The 22,648-nt window shown below is 39.5% G+C and carries 19 protein-coding genes, 4 tRNA genes and 1 rRNA gene (1 of these 24 cut by a window edge); 10 read left to right on the top strand and 14 right to left on the bottom strand.

Features of this window, described 5'->3' with window-relative positions; all coding sequences use genetic code 11:
- Positions 1-176, bottom strand: a 16S ribosomal RNA gene (locus INQ00_RS03025) (it extends 1,364 nt beyond the left edge of the window).
- Positions 177-488: 312 nt separating this feature from the next.
- Complete coding sequence (locus INQ00_RS03020) at positions 489-1,157, bottom strand: TfoX/Sxy family DNA transformation protein (protein ID WP_081000858.1); 669 nt, start codon at positions 1,155-1,157, stop codon at positions 489-491.
- Between the two features lie 226 nt (positions 1,158-1,383).
- On the opposite strand from INQ00_RS03020, the gene INQ00_RS03015 reads away from it, so the two are divergent.
- The 3 genes from INQ00_RS03015 to recX all read left to right on the top strand — a co-directional run bounded on the left by INQ00_RS03015 (position 1,384) and on the right by recX (position 3,940).
- Positions 1,384-2,226: a patatin-like phospholipase family protein gene (locus INQ00_RS03015; RefSeq protein ID WP_049362650.1), complete on the top strand. Its 843-nt coding sequence runs from the start codon at positions 1,384-1,386 to the stop codon at positions 2,224-2,226.
- A 136-nt stretch (positions 2,227-2,362) separates the two neighbouring features.
- Entirely contained in the window at positions 2,363-3,418 is a 1,056-nt protein-coding gene (recA, locus tag INQ00_RS03010) for a recombinase RecA (RefSeq protein WP_014064545.1), read from the top strand.
- Positions 3,419-3,487: 69 nt separating this feature from the next.
- Positions 3,488-3,940 (top strand): recombination regulator RecX, encoded by a 453-nt coding sequence (recX, locus tag INQ00_RS03005; RefSeq protein WP_197547273.1) that lies wholly within the window; start codon positions 3,488-3,490, stop codon positions 3,938-3,940.
- Here the strand turns inward: recX and crcB are convergent.
- The 7 genes from crcB to INQ00_RS02970 form a co-directional block, all read right to left on the bottom strand.
- The gene (gene crcB, locus INQ00_RS03000; RefSeq protein WP_111316089.1) at positions 3,915-4,310 is read right to left on the bottom strand and encodes a fluoride efflux transporter CrcB; all 396 of its coding nucleotides are present in this window, start codon (positions 4,308-4,310) and stop codon (positions 3,915-3,917) included. The two genes, recX and crcB, sit on opposite strands and share 26 nt — an antisense overlap.
- Positions 4,311-5,129, bottom strand: a complete 819-nt coding sequence (locus tag INQ00_RS02995) for a Cof-type HAD-IIB family hydrolase (RefSeq protein WP_197547272.1) — start codon at positions 5,127-5,129, stop codon at positions 4,311-4,313. It abuts the gene before it with no gap.
- A gap of 157 nt (positions 5,130-5,286) precedes the next feature.
- Positions 5,287-6,471, bottom strand: a complete 1,185-nt coding sequence (gene tuf, locus INQ00_RS02990; RefSeq protein WP_049383876.1) for an elongation factor Tu — start codon at positions 6,469-6,471, stop codon at positions 5,287-5,289.
- A 104-nt stretch (positions 6,472-6,575) separates the two neighbouring features.
- Positions 6,576-6,651: transfer RNA gene (locus tag INQ00_RS02985), tRNA-Thr, on the bottom strand.
- Positions 6,652-6,654: 3 nt separating this feature from the next.
- Positions 6,655-6,729 (bottom strand) — tRNA-Gly (locus INQ00_RS02980).
- A 41-nt stretch (positions 6,730-6,770) separates the two neighbouring features.
- A tRNA-Tyr gene (locus INQ00_RS02975) sits at positions 6,771-6,855 on the bottom strand.
- Between the two features lie 30 nt (positions 6,856-6,885).
- Positions 6,886-6,961: transfer RNA gene (locus tag INQ00_RS02970), tRNA-Thr, on the bottom strand.
- Between the two features lie 213 nt (positions 6,962-7,174).
- On the opposite strand from INQ00_RS02970, the gene coaA reads away from it, so the two are divergent.
- Positions 7,175-8,110 carry a type I pantothenate kinase gene (gene coaA, locus INQ00_RS02965; RefSeq protein ID WP_005695046.1) on the top strand — a complete coding sequence of 312 codons (936 nt, stop codon included), beginning with the start codon at positions 7,175-7,177 and terminating at the stop codon, positions 8,108-8,110.
- 39 nt (positions 8,111-8,149) lie between these two features.
- Here coaA and INQ00_RS02960 read toward each other — a convergent pair whose 3' ends face one another.
- The 5 genes from INQ00_RS02960 to INQ00_RS02940 all read right to left on the bottom strand — a co-directional run bounded on the left by INQ00_RS02960 (position 8,150) and on the right by INQ00_RS02940 (position 15,856).
- Positions 8,150-9,808: an ABC transporter ATP-binding protein gene (locus INQ00_RS02960; protein WP_197547271.1), complete on the bottom strand. Its 1,659-nt coding sequence runs from the start codon at positions 9,806-9,808 to the stop codon at positions 8,150-8,152.
- Positions 9,801-11,546 (bottom strand): ABC transporter ATP-binding protein/permease, encoded by a 1,746-nt coding sequence (locus tag INQ00_RS02955; RefSeq protein WP_197547270.1) that lies wholly within the window; start codon positions 11,544-11,546, stop codon positions 9,801-9,803. The genes INQ00_RS02960 and INQ00_RS02955 overlap by 8 nt, the downstream gene beginning before the upstream one ends.
- Before the next feature lie 252 nt (positions 11,547-11,798).
- A complete protein-coding gene (gene gyrB / locus INQ00_RS02950) occupies positions 11,799-14,225 on the bottom strand; it encodes a DNA topoisomerase (ATP-hydrolyzing) subunit B (RefSeq protein ID WP_197547269.1) in 2,427 nt (808 codons plus the stop codon).
- Positions 14,226-14,402: 177 nt separating this feature from the next.
- On the bottom strand, positions 14,403-15,290 hold the full coding sequence (locus INQ00_RS02945) for a DUF3137 domain-containing protein (RefSeq protein WP_197547268.1): 888 nt from the start codon (positions 15,288-15,290) through the stop codon (positions 14,403-14,405).
- Positions 15,291-15,301: 11 nt separating this feature from the next.
- Complete coding sequence (locus INQ00_RS02940; RefSeq protein ID WP_197547267.1) at positions 15,302-15,856, bottom strand: LemA family protein; 555 nt, start codon at positions 15,854-15,856, stop codon at positions 15,302-15,304.
- Positions 15,857-16,270: 414 nt separating this feature from the next.
- On the opposite strand from INQ00_RS02940, the gene hybO reads away from it, so the two are divergent.
- From hybO to hybE, 6 genes are all read left to right on the top strand, one after another.
- Positions 16,271-17,419, top strand: coding sequence for a hydrogenase 2 small subunit (gene hybO, locus INQ00_RS02935; protein ID WP_005697985.1), 1,149 nt, complete (start codon positions 16,271-16,273; stop codon positions 17,417-17,419).
- Between the two features lies 1 nt (position 17,420).
- Positions 17,421-18,461: a hydrogenase 2 operon protein HybA gene (hybA, locus tag INQ00_RS02930; protein WP_049368207.1), complete on the top strand. Its 1,041-nt coding sequence runs from the start codon at positions 17,421-17,423 to the stop codon at positions 18,459-18,461.
- Complete coding sequence (hybB, locus tag INQ00_RS02925; protein WP_049368206.1) at positions 18,454-19,680, top strand: Ni/Fe-hydrogenase cytochrome b subunit; 1,227 nt, start codon at positions 18,454-18,456, stop codon at positions 19,678-19,680. Before hybA ends, hybB begins: the two co-directional genes overlap by 8 nt.
- On the top strand, positions 19,680-21,389 hold the full coding sequence (gene hybC, locus INQ00_RS02920; protein WP_049368205.1) for a hydrogenase 2 large subunit: 1,710 nt from the start codon (positions 19,680-19,682) through the stop codon (positions 21,387-21,389). Before hybB ends, hybC begins: the two co-directional genes overlap by 1 nt.
- A complete protein-coding gene (locus INQ00_RS02915; protein ID WP_049368204.1) occupies positions 21,389-21,868 on the top strand; it encodes a HyaD/HybD family hydrogenase maturation endopeptidase in 480 nt (159 codons plus the stop codon). Before hybC ends, INQ00_RS02915 begins: the two co-directional genes overlap by 1 nt.
- A gap of 141 nt (positions 21,869-22,009) precedes the next feature.
- The gene (gene hybE / locus INQ00_RS02910; protein WP_197547266.1) at positions 22,010-22,597 is read left to right on the top strand and encodes a hydrogenase-2 assembly chaperone; all 588 of its coding nucleotides are present in this window, start codon (positions 22,010-22,012) and stop codon (positions 22,595-22,597) included.
- Positions 22,598-22,648: the final 51 nt, after the last annotated feature.

Below are 22,648 nucleotides of genomic sequence, written 5' to 3'. Positions count from 1 at the left end.
GGTATTAGCTACAGTTTCCCGTAGTTATCCCCCTCCATAAGCTAGATTCCCAAGCATTACTCACCCGTCCGCCACTCGTCATCAAAGAAGCAAGCTTCTTTATGTTACCGTTCGACTTGCATGTGTTAAGCCTGCCGCCAGCGTTCAATCTGAGCCATGATCAAACTCTTCAATTCAAGTTCAATCGCTCAATACTGCTGACATAAAATGTCACTACTTAAAAAGTATTATGAATTTCTAGTTAGCACCTATTAAGACTTCAAAATTAAAAAATATTTTTAAAACAAGTCAATCAACAAGTGCCCACACAGATTGTCTGATATATTGTTAAAGAGCAAAAAATAACGACGCACCGGTTTTTCTTAAGATTCACAACAGCGCGTCGTTGTGTGGGGTGCATTATAGGGATTTTTGAAATCCACGCAAGCACTTTTTAAAAAAAATTTATCGATAGATGATTTTTTAGACGCAGCCACCTTTAAGTTATGCTATTCAGCCTTTTTTAAAGTTCGTTTACAGCGCCTAAATCCATTTGCAGAAAGTATTTCATTAAGTTTAATAAGCCCTCTCTCCTTTTCTTTCTCAGTATAAAACTCACAATTACGATTTTCTAAAGCGCCACGAAGTCGCCAATAAAAAGCTTCTGTTGCACCAATGTCCGCTTTCTTCAAACGAACAATTGCATTTTCAGCACCTATTTGTCGTAAAATATCGACATTATCAATACCAACTTTCTTTAATGCTCGTTCATACTTAACCGATAAATTCGGTAAATCACGAATCCGTCCAATCTTAGAGAGTGCAGAATTGAGTTTTTCCTTCCTTATTTGAGTAATTGAAAGAATGATCAAGGTTCTCATTAAGACATTATCTTTCAAGATGCTTTCAGTTAAAGCATAATAATCAGATAATACAAAGCGCTTATTGAGTTCATTTGTTGTAAAGGGTTTACATCCAAGTCCTTTTAGTTTTATCGAAAGCTCATCCTTAGCGCGCAAGTAAACCTTATTGTTAGCCCAAACAGCAAACATATCTTTTTCTTTATGAAACAAGCCATATCCCGTAAATAGATTTTTACTTGTTACATCTCCGATAAGTTGATTTAACAAATCACATACTTTACTGATATGATCATTTGGGATTATGAGAGTTTTCATTTTAAAACTCCTCCTTACTTAAGGTTAATCACATACGACTATACCAAGAAGTACTTCTCAAAAATGGTTATATCATAACCAGTTAAAGGTGACGAATATAAAATTTCAAATTTGTGAGAAAGATCGCAAATGCAAAATTTATTTATTGATAAACAACTAGATAAGAAAAAACTAGCTTATAGTTTAATATTTAACCATTAGAATTTTTTAGAATTCAGGAGTAAAAATGACAGTAGGACTCGTTCTTGAAGGCGGCGGCATGAGAGGAATGTTTACAGCAGGCGTTCTTGATGCACTCATGGAACAAAACATTCAAATAGATAAAATTATTGGCGTTTCTGCGGGGGCATTATTTGGCATAAATTATGCATCCAATCAAAAAGAAAGAGCGTTGAGATATAACCTAAAATATCTTAAAGATAAACGGTACATGGGATTTCATAGCCTTTTTACAACAGGCAACATTGTCAATAAAGACTTCGCTTTCTATGATCTCCCCTTTAATCTCGACCCTTTTGATCAAAATGAATTTGAAAAATCTCACATTGATTTCTATTTAGCCGCCACAAACATCGAGAATGGTGAAGCTGAATATTTCAAAATCGAAAATGTTTTCAAAGAAATGGAATACTTCAGAGCAACCTCGGCCATGCCTTTTGTCTCGCAATTTGTGGAAATCAATGGGCAAAAATATCTAGACGGTGGAATTGCTGATAGTATTCCATTTGAAAAAGCACAAGAGCTCGGTTGTGATAAAATCATCGTTGTTTTAACCCAACCTATCGACTACCGTAAAACAAAATCTTCTTCTTTTTTATTCAAACTTTTTTATCGCAAATATCCACACTTAGTTAAAACCTTAGAAAATCGCTACCGCACTTATAATGAACAAGTAGAAGAAATCATTCGTTTAGAAAAACAAAATAAAATCTTTGTAATCCGTCCAAATGTACCGCTCAATATAGGTCGATTAGAACGAGATGAAACCAAAATAAGAACTGTATATGAACTGGGTGAAAAAATTCTCTCAGCACAAATTCAAGATCTAAAAAAATACTTAAGAAGTTGATTTTAAATAAACTATTTCTCAAGTTTGGAATCTGGTTCACATTTTTTCATCGAGGAAAAAATTTTCTCTTGATACTGTACATCAATACAGATATAATTTAGCCAAATTTAGATAACTCTATTCAAGAAGGTTTTATATGGCAACTCAAGAAGAAAAGCAAAAAGCACTCGCAGCAGCACTTGGTCAAATTGAAAAGCAATTCGGTAAAGGCTCAATTATGAAATTGGGCGATACTCAAGCCCTTGATGTAGAATCTGTTTCAACGGGTTCTTTAGGTCTTGATGTTGCCCTTGGTATTGGTGGTTTACCAATGGGTCGTATTGTTGAAATTTTTGGACCTGAATCTTCTGGTAAAACAACTTTAACTTTATCTGTTATCGCTCAAGCACAAAAAGTAGGTAAAACCTGTGCGTTTATCGATGCGGAACATGCACTTGATCCTATTTATGCAGCAAAACTTGGCGTTGATGTTAAAGAGCTCTTAGTCTCCCAGCCAGACAACGGTGAACAAGCACTTGAAATTTGTGATGCATTAGTACGTTCTGGTGCTGTAGATGTCGTCATCGTGGACTCGGTTGCTGCACTTACCCCGAAAGCTGAAATTGAAGGCGAAATGGGTGATTCACACATGGGTTTACAAGCGCGTTTAATGTCTCAAGCACTACGTAAATTAACTGGTCAAATCAAAAATGCAAACTGTCTCGTTATCTTCATTAACCAAATTCGTATGAAAATTGGTGTCATGTTTGGTAACCCAGAAACCACAACTGGTGGTAACGCACTAAAATTCTATTCTTCGGTGCGTTTAGATATCCGTCGTACTGGTTCAGTTAAAGATGGAGATGAAGTCATTGGTAATGAAACTCGTGTTAAAGTAGTCAAAAACAAATTAGCCGCACCTTTCCGCCAAGTTGATTTCCAAATTCTTTACGGAGAAGGTATCTCTAAAGCAGGCGAATTAATTGAACTTGGTGTTAAACACAAACTTGTTGAAAAATCCGGTGCGTGGTATGCGTATAACGGTGAAAAAATTGGTCAAGGTAAAGCCAATGCGATGAAATGGTTACATGAAAATCCTGCGAAATCAGATGAACTTGAAGCGAAGCTTCGTGCTGAATTAGTCGCTAACCCAGAACAAGCATTAATGGCTGATATTGAACAATCTAATGATGACGCAGAAAGCGATTTCTAATCACTAAAAGTGCGGTCAAAATTGACCGCACTTTTCATTTCAACCATATTTCACCTAAAAGGAATTTCTATGTCTTCTCTTGCTTTGAGCTATGTCGTTAATTTACTTGCTCGACGTGAATATAGCGAATTTGAACTACGCAATAAAATGCAGGAAAAAGCATTTACAGAAGATGAGATCGATGAAACGATTGCTTACTGTCAGAAAAAAAACTGGCAAAATGATAAGCGATTTGCTGAAAATTATTTACACGCACGTTCGCAACGTGGGTATGGTGCAAATCGTATCAAACAAGAATTACGTCAACTAAAAGGTGTATCTTCAGACGTAATCAATGAAGTTCTTGCAGACAGTGAAATTAATTGGATTGAAATAGCAGAAAAGGTTCTACACAAAAAGTTTCCTAATTATGCAGAACCTCAACCAATCAAAAGCAAACAAAAAATTTGGCAGTATATGCTCTCTCATGGATTTTATTCTGAAGAATTTAGCAATTTTATCGGAAATGGAATAGAAGACTGATGAGCCTAAAGAAATAAATCCCTAATACTGTAAAAATTAAACAACCAACTAAATGGCTCACTAAAACGAACAATCCATTTACCCACTCTTCTTTAAAAAAGAGTTCTATTACTTCGCCTGAAAAAGAAGAAAAGGTGGTGAGAGCACCAAGAAATCCAGTTACTAAGAATAATCGCCATTCAGGGCTAAATTGAGGAAATAACCAAAAAGCTGCCACTAAAATACCCATCAAAAAACAGCCAATAAAGTTCGCCACAAGTGTACCAAATGCAAGTGTGCTAAATAGTGAATTCAACCAAAGACCCAATCCCCATCGTAGGGATGCACCGATAGCTGCACCTGTGCTCACAAGAATGATTGACTGAAACATTTATTTGATACCAAAAAGCTCCGCCAAATGCTTAGCTACTGCTTCATCTTTATTGAACCCAATCTCTTCCAATTCAGGGCAAGCTTCTTTTAGACGAGGATCAGCATTTGCCATTACATAACCTTTACCAGCCAAAGAAAGCATTTCAACATCATTCTGACCATCACCAAAAGCAATACAATCTTTTAATCCATAATTTCTATTTTCTAATAGATGAGCTAGTGCATCACCTTTAGATACATTTTTGTTCATGACCTCTAAGCAAGTCACAGCGGAATAAACAATCGTAGCTTTATCACCAAAATGTGCTCTAAGATAATCTTCCAGTTCTACAAGATCTTCCGGGTCACGAGCAATAAAAAATACTTTTTCAGTTCCTCTTCCGTGATGTTTTGTGAAATCAACCACCTCATACATGAAACCTGAATCCTTGTGATATTTTGCTAATTCAGGCACATCTATATTGATAAACCAACCATCATCTTGATAAGTATTGATACAAATCTTGGTACTATCAAAAGGGATTTTATACAACTCAAGCACGATTTCTTCTGGAAGACTATTACTATAAATAAGATTACCTTTTAGGTCGCGTACTCTCGCGCCATTGGAAGTGATCATTACAGCATGCTCCGCTCCAATCTTCCCTAAAATAGAAGAAACATCCGTGTGATTACGGCCTGTCGCTAAAATAATATCAACACCTTTTTGTTCTAATTTATTTAATATCTCAATTGTAAAATCACCAATTACATGATTAGCATTGAGTAATGTACCGTCAAGATCAGAAACAACGGCTTTAAATGGAAGTTGCTGCATAAAACCACCTGTATAAAAAATGAGTCTGTATCATACCAAAACAACACAATTTTTGACTGCACTTTCTATCATAAAAACAACATTCATTGATAAAAAACAAAAAGGCGCATCTTTCGATACGCCTTCTTTATCTAACTTGTTACAGTTAATACATCAATTATTTGATGATTTTCGCAACAACACCAGCACCTACTGTACGGCCACCTTCACGGATTGCGAAACGTAAACCTTGGTCCATCGCGATTGGGTGGATTAAGCTTACTGTCATTTTGATGTTATCACCAGGCATTACCATTTCCACGCCTTCTGGTAACTCGATTGTACCAGTTACGTCAGTTGTACGGAAATAGAACTGTGGACGGTAACCTTTGAAGAATGGAGTGTGACGACCACCTTCATCTTTTGATAATACGTAAACTTCTGATTCGAAATCAGTGTGTGGAGTGATTGAACCTGGTTTCGCTAATACTTGACCACGTTCGATTTCTTCACGTTTGGTACCACGTAATAATGCACCGATGTTTTCACCTGCACGACCTTCGTCAAGTAATTTACGGAACATTTCAACACCAGTTACTGTTGTTTTTGTAGTTGGTTTGATACCAACGATTTCAACTTCATCACCAGTACGGATGATACCACGCTCAACACGACCTGTTACTACTGTACCACGACCTGAAATTGAGAACACGTCTTCGATTGGAAGAAGGAACGGTTGGTCAATTGCACGCTCTGGCTCAGGAATGTAAGTATCTAAGTGGTTTGCTAACTCAAGGATTTTTTCTTCCCATTCTGCAACGCCGTTTAATGCTTGTAATGCAGAACCACGTACGATTGGAGTATCGTCACCCGGGAAGTCATATTGAGAAAGAAGTTCACGAACTTCCATTTCTACTAATTCTAATAACTCTTCGTCATCTACCATGTCGCATTTGTTTAAGAATACGATGATGTAAGGTACACCTACTTGGCGACCTAATAAGATGTGCTCACGAGTTTGTGGCATAGGACCATCTGTCGCTGCTACTACTAAAATAGCACCGTCCATTTGCGCCGCACCGGTAATCATGTTTTTAACATAGTCCGCGTGTCCTGGGCAGTCAACGTGTGCGTAGTGACGAGTTGGAGTATCGTATTCAACGTGTGAGGTGTTGATGGTGATACCACGCGCTTTTTCTTCTGGCGCGTTATCGATTTGGTCGAATGCACGAGCTGCACCACCGTAGTGTTTTGCTAATACGGTTGTGATTGCTGCTGTTAAAGTTGTTTTACCGTGGTCAACGTGGCCGATTGTACCCACGTTTACGTGCGGTTTTGTACGTTCAAATTTTTCTTTAGACATTTAAAGAGTCCCTCTAAATAGACACGGTTATCGATGGGTAAATTAAACCACATTAACCAATAAAATCATTACTATTTAATAAAGGAAAGAGGAATTTGGAAGGCTGGTGCTGATAGGCGGATTTGAACCGCCGACCTCACCCTTACCAAGGGTGCGCTCTACCAACTGAGCTATATCAGCGTTTGGAGCGGGCAGCGGGAATCGAACCCGCATCATTAGCTTGGAAGGCTAAGGTAATAGCCATTATACGATGCCCGCAGTCCTAAATTCATCTGTCCCATCAGAATTCATTTAGAAAATGGTGGAGGGAGAAGGATTCGAACCTTCGAAGGCTGAGCCAACAGATTTACAGTCTGCCCCCTTTGGCCGCTCGGGAACCCCTCCACGCTAAATGAATACTTGTTTACTAAAGGATGGTGCCGACTACCGGAATCGAACTGGTGACCTACTGATTACAAGTCAGTTGCTCTACCTACTGAGCTAAGTCGGCGTGTTGTAAGCAAGTGAGGCGTATTATATGGAAAATTTTATGCCTGACAAGTTTTTTTTATGAAAAATGCGTTTTTTTTAACTATTCGTCTAATTTACAAGCAAAAAGCCACATTCTTGCTTTAAAACTCATCACTTTTAATAAAAAACGATGATCACAACTCATTTATAGGGTATATTTTGTCCAATTTTTTCACTCTAGATATAAAGCACCGTGGAAATTACCGAACAACTAACGCCCTTTCTGAACTTTAGCCGTCAGCAATGGGCCGAATTAAGAAAATCTGTTCCGCTAAAATTAACGGAGCAAGATCTCAAACCGCTTTTAGGTTTTAATGAAGAGCTTTCTCTCGATGAAGTGAGCACCATTTACCTGCCACTTGCACGTCTCATCAACTACTATATTGATGAAAACCTTCGTCGCCAAACGGTTTTAAATCGTTTTCTTGGTGGACAAAGCCCTAAAGTCCCTTACATCATTAGTATCGCAGGTAGCGTTGCTGTTGGGAAAAGTACATCGGCACGTATTTTGCAATCTTTGCTGACCCACTGGCCTACCGAACGAAAAGTTGATCTAATTACTACTGATGGTTTTCTTTATCCATTAGAGAAACTTAAAAAAGATGATTTGCTACAGAAAAAAGGCTTTCCTATTTCTTATGATACGGCCAAATTAATTCGTTTTTTGGCTGATATCAAATCAGGCAAGCCTTCTGTAAAATCACCTATTTATTCTCATCTGACTTACGATATTGTTCCTGATAAATTTGATATTGTCGACCAACCGGATATTTTAATTTTAGAAGGACTAAATGTTCTTCAAACAGGTTCAAACAAAGCCAATCAAACCTTCGTGTCTGATTTTGTGGACTTTTCTATTTATGTTGATGCTGACGAGAACTTACTCAAAGAATGGTACATCAAACGATTCTTAAAATTCCGTCAAAGTGCTTTCACTAATCCGGATTCCTATTTTAAACATTACGCCAATCTCTCTGAGCAAGAAGCCATTGAAACAGCCAGTAACATTTGGGATAACATTAACGGATTGAATTTAAAACAAAACATTCTGCCGACTCGTGAACGTGCTAATCTGATTCTTAGAAAAGGTGAAAATCACGAAGTTGAGTTAGTGAAATTAAGAAAATAAAAAAGAGCGGTCAATTTGACCGCTCTTTTTCTCACTGCCTTACGACATTCTTCCATTCTCAATGCCAATCACCTGATCACAAATAGCCATGGTAGATTGGCGATGACTCACGAGAATAATCAATTTTTCTGCCTTCACATTCAACAATGATTTCAAAATCATCGCTTCGTTTAAGCTGTCCAAATTGCTGGTCGGTTCATCAAGTAAAATAATCGGTGCATTGTGCAAGAATGCACGAGCAATTCCAATACGTTGTTTTTCACCATCAGAGAGGTTGCCGCCCAATTCCGTCATTTTCGTTTGATAACCTTCTGGCAAGCTTAAAATGAAATCATGAATTGACGCTTTCTTCGCGGCTTCCATAATTTCTTCTAACGTTGCATCACGGCGAGCAAGGCGAATATTTTCTTCAATGGTTTCATTGAAAATATAGGTTTGCTGAGTAATATACGCCATATTGTCACGTAAACTACGGGTGTTGATGTTCGGTAAGGTTTCACCGTTAATTTTAATGCTACCTGATTTAGGATCGTAAAAACGCATTAGTAGTTTTAACAGGGTACTTTTACCACTGCCACTTCTGCCGTGAATCCCTAAGATTTCACCTTTTTTCACAGACAAGCTGACATCCGATAAAATTTGTTCTTCACCGTAAGCAAAGTTGACGTTCTCTACATCAATGCGAGAAACATTACTCAGATCGACCGCACTTTCTACGTCTTTTAATTCTGGTTCTTCTGCTAGCAAGCTCAATACACGCTCACCTGAAGCTAAGGTTTGTAACAAGTTGCTTGAAAGGTTACTTAACGTAATAACCGGGCCATAGCTCGACATCAATAAAATCACGCCGATTAAAAAGGCAGAAAAATCAATCTTATCTAGACTAAACAAAATTAAGCCGGTGAATAACATAATGATGTTAAACGCTGATACTGCCACTTCAGTGTAAACGCGCACTTTGGCTTCTTGGTCTTTAATGCGTTCGAAAGCTGTATCAATTTTTTGACTGCGTTGTTGAATTTCATCTAACCGTTGTTTCGCATAACCGAACAGCTGAATTTCTTTCATACCTCGCACACTGTCGAGGAAGAAATCATTCATTTCGCCTACTAATTCACGATAGCGTCTGCCATCTTCACGCGCCAATTTGGTGGTAATAATGGGTAGAATCACACCTACCGTTAAATAAGCAGCTAATGCCACAACCACAAACCAGCCTGAAAGATGAGCAAAGACCAACAATAAAATCGCAGAAGTAAAGAATGCAATCATAATCGGTGCAATAGTGTGCGCATAGAACACTTCGAGCAATTCAATATCATTGGTGACTAATGACACTAATTGCCCCGCTTGTTTGTCTTGCAACTTCACAAAAGCTAAGCGGCGCAAAGAATAAAACACTTTGTCACGCAATAATGCCAATAATTTAAAGGCGATATAATGCCCAGACATTTGCTCTAAATAACGCAATGCGCCACGAGCCACCGCCAATACAATAAGTGCGGTCAAAATGCCAGAAAAACTTAAATGGGTGTCAAAGTTTAATAAATTTACTAAACCCATCGCCCCAAGCACCATAATAAAGATGGCAGCCAGGAAACCGAGCGTTCCCATGGTGATGGTAAACGCCATAATGTGCGCCAGTGGGGTCACTAATTTCAACAAATGCCCCATCACAACAAAACCATTTTTACGCATTTGCCACCTCTCTAATTTGTTCTAAATCTTTTTGTTGTTGGAACATTTCAGCATACGCACCTTGTTTTTCCATGAGGTCTTTATGTGTGCCTTGCTCAATCAATTTGCCTTGCTCAAGCACATTAATACAGTCGGCATTCACGGCATTCGCCAAGCGATGGGAAATCATCACAATGGTTTTTTGTTGTTTAAATTGCTGAATGAACTGCAAAATAATTTCTTCGCTTTCCACGTCAATGTTACTGGTCGCTTCATCAAAAATATAAAGCGCCGCATTGTGTAATAACGCGCGTGCTAAGGCTAAACGTTGAATTTGACCGCCGGATAAATTCGCGCCACGGCTTAATAGTTGCATATCTAATCCACCATTATCTCGAACGAATTGCGCCAGATTGACTTGCTCTAAACACGCATAAATTTGCTCATCTGTGGCATCAATTTTCGCCATCTTCATGTTTTCACGTAGCGTACCTTTAAACACATAACTGCTATGGCTCACCAAAGAGACTTTTTCGTAAAACGAATGACGATCAATCTCTTGAATTTCTTGGCCGTTGAATAGAATTTTGCCTTGTTGCGCCTTATTAAAGCCCATTAGCAATGAAACCAAAGTGGATTTACCACAACCACTTTTACCCACAAATACCGTAAGCTGATTTGGTAAGATGCTTAAATCTAAGCCAACAATCGCAGGCTTCTCTTCGCTATAAGCAAAATATAGATTTTGAATATCCACTTGAATAGCATTTTTCGCTGCAAAATCGACCGCTTGTGTTTGAGTTTCAACTGGCGTATCTAACAATGTGAATATCTTATCTGATGCCGCTTTACCATTCATCGCTACATGGAAGAAAGAACCCAATAAACGAAGCGGAATAAAGAATTCAGAAGAAAGTAGAATAAATAAAATGACGCCTAATACGGTTAATTGATCGGCTTGGAATTGCAACAACGCCGTTAAAATCCCGATTGCTGCCCCACCGTAAGCAAGTAAATCCATCAGCGATACCGAGTTAAGCTGCATGGTAAGCACTTTCATGGTAATTTTGCGGAAATGTTCTGCTTCCTCATCCATTGCTTTCGCTTTATAAGCATCATCTTGGTAGATTTTCAGCGTGATTAAACCTTGTAGGTTATCCAAGAAACTGCTGCCTAATCCCACATAAATGGACCAATATTTTGCCAGGAGTTTTTTCGCAATTTTATTCACCGCAATAATCGACATCGGGATCAACGGCACGCAAATCAACAAAATTACCGCTGTTTTAAAACTGAAAAAGATCAGGAAAGCAAAGAGTGTGAGCGGAGCAAGCAAGCTATAAAAAAGCTGAGGCAAATAACGCCCAAAGTAGATTTCAAGCTGCTCCACACCTTCTGAAGCCACTTGGATAATATTTGACGTAGATTGTTGATTCACTTGGTTAAGTGGCATTGAGGCTAATTTGCGATAGATGAGGCTACGCAGTTCATGTTTTACTTTCGTACTCGCAAAATAAGAAGACTGCACCGATTTTTTACCCGCAAAGGCACGCAACGCCAAAGCAGCAATTAAAACGATGCCCAAAATGACCGCACTTAGTGGACCCAATTCATTAAAATAAGCCGCCTGTAAAATATAAGAAAACACGACGGCACTAATAATCCCACCAATTAACGCCACCCAGTTCCATAACACCGTGATACCAATCCATTTTTTACTGTCGGCCACCGTGTTAATTAGGCGTTTATCTATCATCATAATGATTGCTCCTAAAAACAAAAAAGAAGTACGCACATTACTATGCGTACTTTGCTACCAATCTAACAACAAAAAACGAGTCTATTTCGTATCATTGTCCTTAAACGATAAAAATCGTGAAAATTATAGTAAAGAATACACACAAATAATAGATCTAATTGAAAATTATTTCTATTTCTAAATAAAATAAAAAAATACCGCACTCGGTTTTCCTAAGTGCGGTCATTCTCAGTGATATTTTTGAATATTAGACTAAACGTCTAAGTTTGCTCGCAACGCATTCATTTCGATGAATTCACGACGCGGCTCAACTTCATCACCCATTAATGTGGTAAAGAGTTGGTCTGCAGCAACAGCATCTTTAATTGATACTTTTAACATACGACGAGCATTTGGATCCATGGTGGTTTCCCAAAGTTGCTCAGCGTTCATTTCACCTAATCCTTTATAACGTTGGATTTCTAAACCTCGGCGAGATTCTTTCATCAACCATTCAACAGCTTGTTCAAATGATTGAACGGGTTGAGTTTTTTCACCACGAGTGACATACGCCCCCTCTTCGAGCAAGCCATTGACTTGCTGGCCGAATGTAGAAATCTTCGCAAATTCATTGCCTGTCACAAAATCAAAGTTAATGAAGTAATCTGTATCAATACCATGTTTACGAACGGTAATGACGGCTTCATATACTTGGCGTTCGCTGTTAAATTGGGTTCTTGCTGAATATAAATGGGCTTCCGTTTCTTTTTCGGTTAAGTACGCAACAAAAGCATTCGCCCAATTTTCGACCGCACTTTCATTACGCATTAACTCAACGGTTAATTGTGGTTGGTAAACCAAGCCTTGTAACAATGGCTCTGGATAGTAACGACTTAAACGAGTAATTAATTTCTGAACATTATTATATTCGCCTACTAATTTCTCAAACACTAAATCATTCATTGCTGGCGCATTAGCACTAATATGTAACGCTGCACCATCTAACGCAAGCATTAACTCATATTGCACCATTTCGTCGTTATCTTTGATATAACGCTCTTGTTTACCTTTTTTCACTTTATAAAGTGGCGGCTGAGCGATATACACGTAACCACGCTCAATTAATTCCGGCATTTGACGATAGAAGAAGGTCAACAATAAAGTACGAATGTGTGAACCGTCCACGTCCGCATCGGTCATGATAATGATGTGATGATAACGTAATTTATCCAGATTATATTCATCGCGGCCAATACCACAGCCTAGCGCCGTAATTAATGTGCCCACTTCTTGAGAAGAAAGCATTTTGTCAAAACGTGCTTTTTCAACGTTAAGAATTTTCCCTTTTAACGGTAAAATCGCTTGGGTTTTACGATCACGACCAGATTTTGCAGAACCGCCCGCAGAATCCCCCTCCACGAGGTAAAGTTCTGAAAGTGCTGGATCTTTTTCTTGGCAGTCAGCTAATTTACCCGGAAGACCAGCAATATCTAATGCGCCTTTACGACGGGTCATTTCACGTGCTTTACGTGCAGCTTCACGTGCACGTGCGGCAGTAATAATTTGATTTACAATAATTTTTGCATCGGCTGGATTTTCTAATAGATATTCCTGCATGCGCTCATTCATGGCAGATTCAACCGCACTTTTCACTTCAGAAGACACTAATTTGTCTTTTGTTTGTGAAGAGAATTTAGGATCGGGCACTTTCACCGAAATAATCGCCACCAAACCTTCACGCGCATCGTCACCTGAAGTGCTCACTTTCTCTTTTTTCAGTAACCCTTCGCTTTCCATGTAGTTATTTAAGCTACGGGTTAATGCGCCACGGAAACCGGCTAAGTGAGTACCACCATCACGCTGTGGAATGTTATTGGTAAAGCAATAAACATTTTCGTTTACGCCATCATTCCATTGCAATGCAACTTCCACGCCAATACCGTCTTTTTCAGCTGAAAAATAGAATGGTTTTGGGTGAATTGGATTTTTGTTTTTATTTAAATACTCAACAAACGCTTGAATACCACCTTCGTAATGGAAGTGATCTTCTGTGCCATCACGTTTATCGATTAAACGAATGGATACTCCTGAATTTAAGAATGAAAGCTCACGTAAGCGTTTTGCTAAAATTTTGTAATCGAAAGTTGTAATTGCAAAGATTTCTGGACTTGGCCAAAAACGCACCGTTGTACCCGTTGCTTGAGTTTCACCGATAATAGTTAAAGGCCCTTGAGGCTCACCTAAGTGATAGAATTGCTCGTACACATGACCTTGGCGACGAATGGTTAATTGCAATTTATCAGAAAGTGCATTTACTACCGAAACACCCACGCCGTGCAAACCACCTGATACTTTATAAGAGTTATCATCGAATTTACCGCCCGCATGAAGCACTGTCATGATTACTTCTGCCGCAGAAACCCCTTCTTCTGGGTGAATATCTACTGGAATACCACGGCCGTCATCTTGTACGGAAACAGAATTGTCATCATGAATAGTGACGATAATATCGGAACAATAACCAGCAAGCGCTTCATCGATCGCGTTATCCACCACCTCAAACACCATATGGTGTAGGCCTGTTCCATCATCGGTATCCCCAATATACATGCCCGGACGTTTCCGAACCGCATCAAGCCCTTTTAAGACTTTAATACTTGATGCACCATAAGCATTTTCTGTAACCGGTGTTTCTGACATAGTTTTTCTCTATTTTGTAATGAAAATTGTGCGGAATTATAGCAAAAAACTGACTATTTTGCGAAATAAAAGTGCGGTCAAAATTTTCGCTGTTTAAAAATCAATAAACAAGTACATAGCATATTAAAACAAAAAGACGAGTTTTATCTAAACTCGTCTTTTTTATTGTATTAACACTTATTTCCAAATATGGTTATTTAACCCGAGTTCTTTCACCATATCTGTGAAACCTTTGATACTCGAAATATAATCACGAATCGTACTGTCTTCCAGAAAGGACTTTTCAAAAGATGGTTCAAAACTATTCTTTCCTAAATTAGCCGCAACAATCACTTCTCGGTTACGAAGTACCATCGAAATAGGACAATTAAATTTCTCTTTCAAGCTGCAAAAGCGTTCCATTAACTTAGGCGATAAGGCATATCTGGCTAAGATTTGATCTTCAGTAAACACATCAAAATAACGATTAAAAGATGGACTATCCATCAAAGCAATTTCACCTTCTTTTCTTAAACACCCCTCCTTCTTATCGCAAACATAAACCCAATGGGCCAGTTCTTTAGGGAAAGTTGCTTTAAATAAAATGCCTTGAAAGGTCGTGGTCCTTAATCCTTTCATCATTTTTCCGCTCGGTTCCATATTAAACGCTGCAAAATCACAGATTTCAACTTCAGTCTGGTCAAGCTCACCCAAAATTAAATCCTCACTACGATAACTCGCTGGATAACTATCGTAAACTGAGAAAAAATCATTAAGATGAAGCCCCCGGTCTGGTCTAAAGTGGAAGCCAAACTCCTGGACAATCGTGTTAATTACCCGAGTTTTAAATTCTGCAATAAAGCGTTTATATCTAAAAAATAAGCGACGGAAAGAATAAATGAGCACACCAAGAATCAATGCTGTACTTAATAGATTCTCACTCCCTATCGCACCGAGAAGCAAAAATAACCCAAAACACAACCCAATTATCGATTTGTTGATAAGTGATTTGACGGCTAAGCGTTCCTCATCTAATTTTTCCAACCCCAGGAAACGAATCCCTTCAATCTCTTTTGGTGTATTCATGGTTTGTCCACTTATTGTTTAAATAAATTACCCACATTAGGGACTTCCGCTTCATTCTGAGGAATATCGAAAAATGTTCCTTTCTGGAAATTAAACAAGTTTGCAATTAAATTTGATGGGAACATTTCCACCGCATTGTTATACTCTTCAACTGCTGAGTTATAAGTACGTCTTGCTGCAGAAATTTGCTCTTCTACATCGCTAAGTACGGTCTGAATTTGCATAAGATTTTGATTAGATTTGAGATCAGGGTAATTTTCTAGACGAACCTGTAAATGACGTAATACCCCCGAAATCTCATTATTGAGTTGGAATTTTTCACTTGTGGTATGAGCTAATTTAGCACTTTCACGTAACGTCACGATACGCTCAAGCAAGCTACGCTCATGCGACATATATTCCTTTACTGTGGCAACAAGGTTTGGTAACAAATCATAACGACGTTTTAACTGAACATCCACGCTTGCCTCAACACTGCTCACTTGATTACGTCTCATAACCAATTTGTTATACATTGAAATGGTGAAAGCTAAAGTTACAACAACAATACCTGCGACTACACTCATTATTATTTTCTCCATAAAAAATTATCCCTGCTTAGTATAGGGAAAAGCGTAATAAAATCCATTCTCTTAGACAATTTTTTGTTGATAAAAATCAATAAAAATAAACAAAACCAAGAATTTAACTTATTCACTTCCTATTCATATCAACGCAAAGTGCGGTCAAATTTTACGAGGATTTTTCGAGACCAAATCCTTCTTTATTATTGTGATTTTATGTACAAAAAAGATACTCTAAGTGAAGATAACCTTAATAAATAACAATCATTCTCAATAATTAAGTAAAAACAATCACTTACCCACTTATTTTATAAGGAAAATAAGGGTATTTTTGATTACGATCAAATAAACTTCCCTCATCAAGGCATATCATAGGTAAATTAACCATACAAGTAACGTGCCAATTGGAGTGATTATATGCAACGAAGTGATGGATTATTTTCTGCTTTAGCAGAAGTTTCCCGTCGGGATTTTATGAAGTTATGTACCGCACTTGCGGCGACTATGGGATTAAGTTCAAAAGCGGGTGCAGAAATGACCGCTGCTTTAACCGAACCTAAACGTCCACCAGTATTATGGATTGGTGCGCAAGAATGTACGGGTTGTACTGAATCCTTGCTACGTGCGACCCACCCAACAGTAGAAAACTTGGTATTGGAAATGATTTCCTTAGAATACCACGAAACCCTTTCTGCCGCCTTTGGGGAACAAGCTGAAGATAATAAACACAATGCAATTAAACAGTATTATGGAAAATATGTTTTAGTTGTAGATGGATCTATTCCGGTGAAAGACGGCGGCGTCTATTGTATGGTAGCAGGTAAACCGATTGTAGAACACATCCAAGAAGCCGCTAAAGGGGCTGCCGCAATTATTGCGATTGGTTCTTGTGCGGCATGGGGTGGCGTACCTTCTAGTGGCGGCAACCCAACTGGTGCAAGCAGCTTGTCTGAAGTATTACCAAAAGGCACTCCAGTGATTAATATTCCAGGTTGTCCACCAAATCCACACAACTTCCTTGCAACTGTCGCTTATATTCTTACTTATAAGAAACTACCCGCAATGGACAAATTAAATCGTCCATTATTCGCTTACGATCGCTTAATTCACGAAAACTGCTATCGTCGTCCACACTTTGATGCAGGTCGCTTCGCTAAAGAATACGGCGATTATGGTCACCGCAACGGTTGGTGTTTGTATCATCTCGGTTGTAAAGGACCAGAAACTTACGGTAACTGCTCTACTTTAGAATTCTGTGATGTCGGCGGTAATAACTGGCCAGTCGGTATCGGGCACCCTTGTTATGGTTGTAACGAAAAAGGCGTCGGCTTTACCAAAGGTATTTTCCAATTAGCAGGCGTAGAAAACCCAACGCCACGTGTTGAAAAACCAGATGTTAATAATACCGAAGGTTCAGGCGCAACCATGACCGCCATTGGTTTATTAGGTGGTGCAGCTGCAATCCTAGCCGGTGTGAGTGTTGTGACCTTACGCGAATTAAGTGCTCAACATAAAGCCCGTTCCGAAGCTAAAGCCGCAGAGAAAGAACAACATACAGGTAAATAAGATGGATAGACGAAAATTTCTAAAAGCAGGTATGCTTGGCGGAATCGCTTCCTCCTTGCCTGTGTCGAGTGCGCAGGCAACGGAAACGGTTGAGCCCATTCCTGGCGCACTAGGAATGCTTTACGACTCTACCCTTTGCGTAGGTTGTCAAGCATGCGTGGCTGAATGTCAAAACGTAAACCACACACCTGTGAACCCAAAAGGCGATCAAACTTGGTCAAATAACGACAAACTCACACCGTTTACTCGTAACGTGATTCAAGTATGGAGTGATGGCGACGGCACAAATAAAGACAAAACAGAAAACGGCTATGCTTACGTAAAAAAACAATGTATGCATTGCGTTGACCCTAACTGTGTTGCGGTTTGCCCAGTTCAAGCCCTTACCAAAGATCCAAAAACTGGTATCGTAAAATATGACCCAGATATTTGTACTGGTTGCCGTTATTGCATGGTTGGCTGTCCGTTTGATGTGCCAAAATACGACTACGACAATCCTTTCGGTGAAATCAGCAAATGTGAACTCTGTAACCAAAAAGGTGTTGAACGCTTAGATAAAGGTGAATTACCTGGTTGCTGTCATGTTTGTCCAACTGGTGCCATTATTTTTGGTACACGTGAAGAATTATTGGCTGAAGCTAAACGTCGTTTAAGCTTATTACGTGGTACTGAATATGATTACCCGCGTCAACACGTCAATAGTACAGATAAATACCGTGCTACCGTACCGGCATATCAATATCACATCTACGGTGAAAAAGAAGGTGGTGGTACACAGGTGCTCGCCTTAAGTGGTGTACCTTTTGCTAATCTTGGTTTACCAGACTTAGATGAAGTCGCGACAGGTTCTCGTGCGGCGCATTTACAACACTTCTTGTATCGCGGTTTAGCCTTACCGTTAGTGGCACTTGCCGGTTTAACCTTTATGACTTACAAAAATATGCATGGCGATAAAATCGCTGAGCGTATTGCAGCACAAAAAGAAGCCATGCGTCAGGCACGCAAGGAAATCGAAGAAGCGGAGGATGAGCATCATGAGTAATCCACGTCCGGTAGGCGGTCGCCTTGTTTCTGCCGCAATTCTCTTTTTTGCACCACTTGCCGTGCTTTGCGTTTTATTAATTTTAAAACGTTTAGTGTTTGGTATTGGTTCCGTGACCGCACTTAATGGCGGTTATCCTTGGGGTTTATGGATTGCATTTGACTTACTTGTTGGTACAGGATTTGCCTGTGGCGGTTGGGCACTCGCTTGGACCGTGTATATTTTCAATAAAGGGAAATATCACGCTCTTGTTCGCCCAGCATTGCTTGCAAGTTTATTCGGCTATTCCCTTGGTGGTTTATCTATCACCATTGATATGGGACGTTATTGGCATTTGCCATATTTCTACATTCCAGGTCAGTTCAACACAAATTCCGTTCTATTTGAAACGGCATTTTGTATGACGGTGTATATCATCGTGGTGACCCTAGAGTTTGCTCCTGTATGGCTTGGTTTCTTCGGCTTGAAAAAATGGTTTAATAAACTGAATAAAATCATGTTTTTCATTATTGCCTTGGGTGCCTTGTTACCAATGATGCACCAATCATCTATGGGTTCTTTGATGATTGTGGCTGGTCATAAAGTCCATCCGGTATGGCAAAGCTATGAAGTTTTACCGATACTCTCCTTGCTGACTGCGTTCATTATGGGCTTCTCTATCGTGATCTTTGAAGGCTCCTTAGTTAAAGCGGGTCTTGCAGGAAAAACGCCAGATGAACGTCATTTATTCACTCAACTTGCACGCGTTACTGCAGGCTTAATTTTCTGTTTCTTAGCAGTGCGTTTTGGTGAGTTGATTTATAACGATAAACTGCAAATGGTTGTGGGTTTCGATAAATTAACAAGATTTGAAGCATGGATGTTCTGGATGGAAGTTTGGTTGATGGTATTACCATTACTGACCCTCTTCCTCGGGGAGAAAAAATCTGATTCCCGTTGGTTATTTATTTCGGCATTAAGCATGTTACTCGGTGCGGCATTATGGCGTATGAACTACTCGCTTATCATGTATAACCCGGGCAATGGCTATCAATATTTCCCATCAGCGGAAGAATTGCTTATTTCAATTGGCTTCGTTTCTATTGAAGTATGTGCCTATATTTTAATCATTCGTTTATTCCCTGTATTACCGGTATTTAAAGAAAAACATACCGAAGACTCAGAAAAAATTATTGCCGAAAAAGCGGCATTCAGCAAAAAAGTTAGCGGAGCAGAATAATGTCAGAAAAAAAACGTATCTCAATTGACCCAATTACCCGTATTGAGGGTCATTTACGTATTGATTGCGAAATTGAAAACGGTGTTGTCACCAATGCTTGGTCATCCGGTACCATGTGGCGCGGTATGGAAAATATCGTAAAAGGTGCCGACCCACGCGATGCATGGATGATTATGCAACGTATCTGTGGCGTATGTACCACAGTACACGCGATTATCAGCGTACGAGCCGTAGAAGATGCTATTGGTGCTAAAGTTCCCGTCAATGCACAGTACATTCGTAACATGATTCTTGCTGCACACAGCATTCACGACCATATCGTGCACTTCTATCAACTCTCCGCGATGGACTGGGTGGATATCACCGCTGCGCTACAAGCTGATCCTGAAAAAGCAGCAGATATGCTAAAAGGTGTCTCTACATGGTCATTAAACAGTGCTAACGAATTCCGCAATGTACAGAAAAAAATTCAAGCATTAGTGGATAGTGGACAACTTGGTATTTTCGCTAACGGTTACTTCGGTCACGCTGCAATGAAACTTCCACCAGAAGTCAACCTCATTGCCGTCGCGCACTATTTGCAAGCGCTTGAATGTCAACGTGATGCTAACCGTGTAGTCGCATTACTCGGTAGTAAAACACCACATATTCAAAACTTGGCGATTGGTGGTGTAGCAAACCCAATTAACTTAGATTCCCAAGCAGTACTAAACCAAGAACGTCTCATGTTCGTGAAAGCTTGTATCGATCGCTTAACTGACTTCATTAACCAAGTGTATAAAGTAGATGCAGCAGTATTTGCGGCTTACTATCCTGAATGGTTAAGCTTAGGCAAAACATCTGGCAACTACTTATCTGTACCTGAATACCCAATTGATGCAGATAACTCTAAATTCATGTTAAAAGGTGGTTATATCGAAAACGGCGATTTATCGACTTTCCGCCCAATTGATCAACAAAAAGATGAGTTCGTTGTAAAAGGCATTAAAGAAAGTGGTAAACACGCTTGGTACGAAGATGATGAACCATTAGAACCTTGGGCTGGCTTAACTCGTCCGAAATATACCGGCTGGCAAGATGATGGTAAATATTCTTGGGTAAAAGCACCAACCTTCTACGGTAAAGTTGTCGAAGTGGGTCCTCTCGCCTATTTAATGTGTGGTTTGGCTGCGAATGACACGCCAACTGTCAACCACTTCAATGAATTAAAAGGCATTTATGAAAAATTGACTGGTAACACGTTAACCACCGATCAATTACATTCTACCCTTGGACGTATTATCGGCCGTACCGTGCATTGCTGTGCGATCAACGACATTCTAAGCGCTCAATGGCAAATGCTCATTGATAATATCGCTAAAGGTGATATGACGGCGTATATCAAAACAGATATCCCTGCAAGCGGTGAGTTCCGTGGTGTTGGCTTTGGTGAAGTACCACGTGGTATGCTTTCTCATTGGGTTGTCATCAAAGATGGCCGCATTGAAAACTATCAAGCCGTTGTACCATCTACATGGAATGCAGGTCCACGTAACGAACAAGACCAAATGGGCCCTTATGAGCTTTCCATTATTGGTACACCGGTGGCAGATCCAACTAAACCGTTAGAAGTGGTCAGAACCATTCACTCTTTCGACCCTTGTATGTCCTGTGCCGTGCATGTAGTTAATACAGAAAACGGCGAAGTGACTGAAGTGAAGGTGTTGTAATGAAGCCGTTAATTCTTGGCGTTGGCAATATTTTGTTAAGCGATGAAGGTGTCGGTGTGCGTGTTGTGCAGGAGCTTGAAAAACGCCCTGAAATTCAACCGCACTTTGACATCATCGATGGTGGTACTTGTGGCATGGAATTACTGGATGCAATGGCAAATCGCAAGCATTTGATTATTGTCGATGCCGTGCTTGCTAATAAACAGCCAGGTGAGATTGTCGTGTTACATGACGAGCAAGTGCCCACCTTTTTCTCTCGCAAAATTTCGCCACACCAACTCGGCATTTGTGATGTACTTTCTGCAATGAAATTAACGGACGAATTTCCAAAACACCTTTGTCTCATCGGCATCCAACCAGAGTCGCTAGAGTCTGGAATTGGTTTAACGGAAACGATAAAAAACGTGTTGCCAAAGGTTTTTGAAACGTTAAATCAAGTGATTGGTGAATATGGTTTGAATCTAGACTCCCCTCTTTAGAAAAGAGGGGCTGGGGGAGATTTGACTTAATTAATAGAGACAAGTGTTAAATCTCCCCTACCCCCTCTTTACGAAAGGGGGGAACTTTCTTTAAGATTTCACCTGCTATGCTTTAATCTTATTAATATTGAAAAATAAACCATGTATCGACACGAAAAAACACCTGACAAAAAGCAAAGCTTTTTGAACGTTGGCTTTGCCAACGGCTCTGAAGGAGCGAGTAAATCTTCAGGATTTACGAGTAAAAACCCTACCGCACTTTTAACCTCTGTCACTGGCTTTGAAGAAAATCCAACGGAGATTTTCCTTACCGAAATGCAAAACATTGTGCCAGAAATGCAAGATCTCCCTTTCTTTCATAAAGGCATCGAGTGTTTCTGCCCTAAATTTGTTTTATTCGAAGACCAATGGATCGGCACAGTATTAACCCCGTGGATGATGAGTGTGGTGATTCTGCCAGGTCCTCAACAACAATGGGAACCGCGTGAATTAGGTGATAAACTCACCGTTCAACTGCCGTACAAAGCGCTAACCTTCACCGTTAGTAGTCTTGAAAATGTACCGCAATATTTAAGTTGTTCCTTACATTCACCACTCGACCCGAATCTAACTAACGAGCAAGCGGTTCAACTGACGCAAGATTGTTTGCGTATGGTTTTATCCATACCAACCGCACAACCGACATTTAATTCTGATCGCCGTAATCTATTTAAGGCGATGATGAAATAAATGTACGCTACAAACCGTTGTTAATAAAAATGGGCAAAGTAAGATAACCTA

The organism is Haemophilus parainfluenzae (assembly GCF_014931275.1).
Classification (GTDB): Bacteria; Pseudomonadota; Gammaproteobacteria; order Enterobacterales; family Pasteurellaceae; genus Haemophilus_D.
The sequence above is the reverse complement of the archived record's forward strand: the minus strand, read 5'-3'. Positions and strand labels throughout refer to the sequence as shown.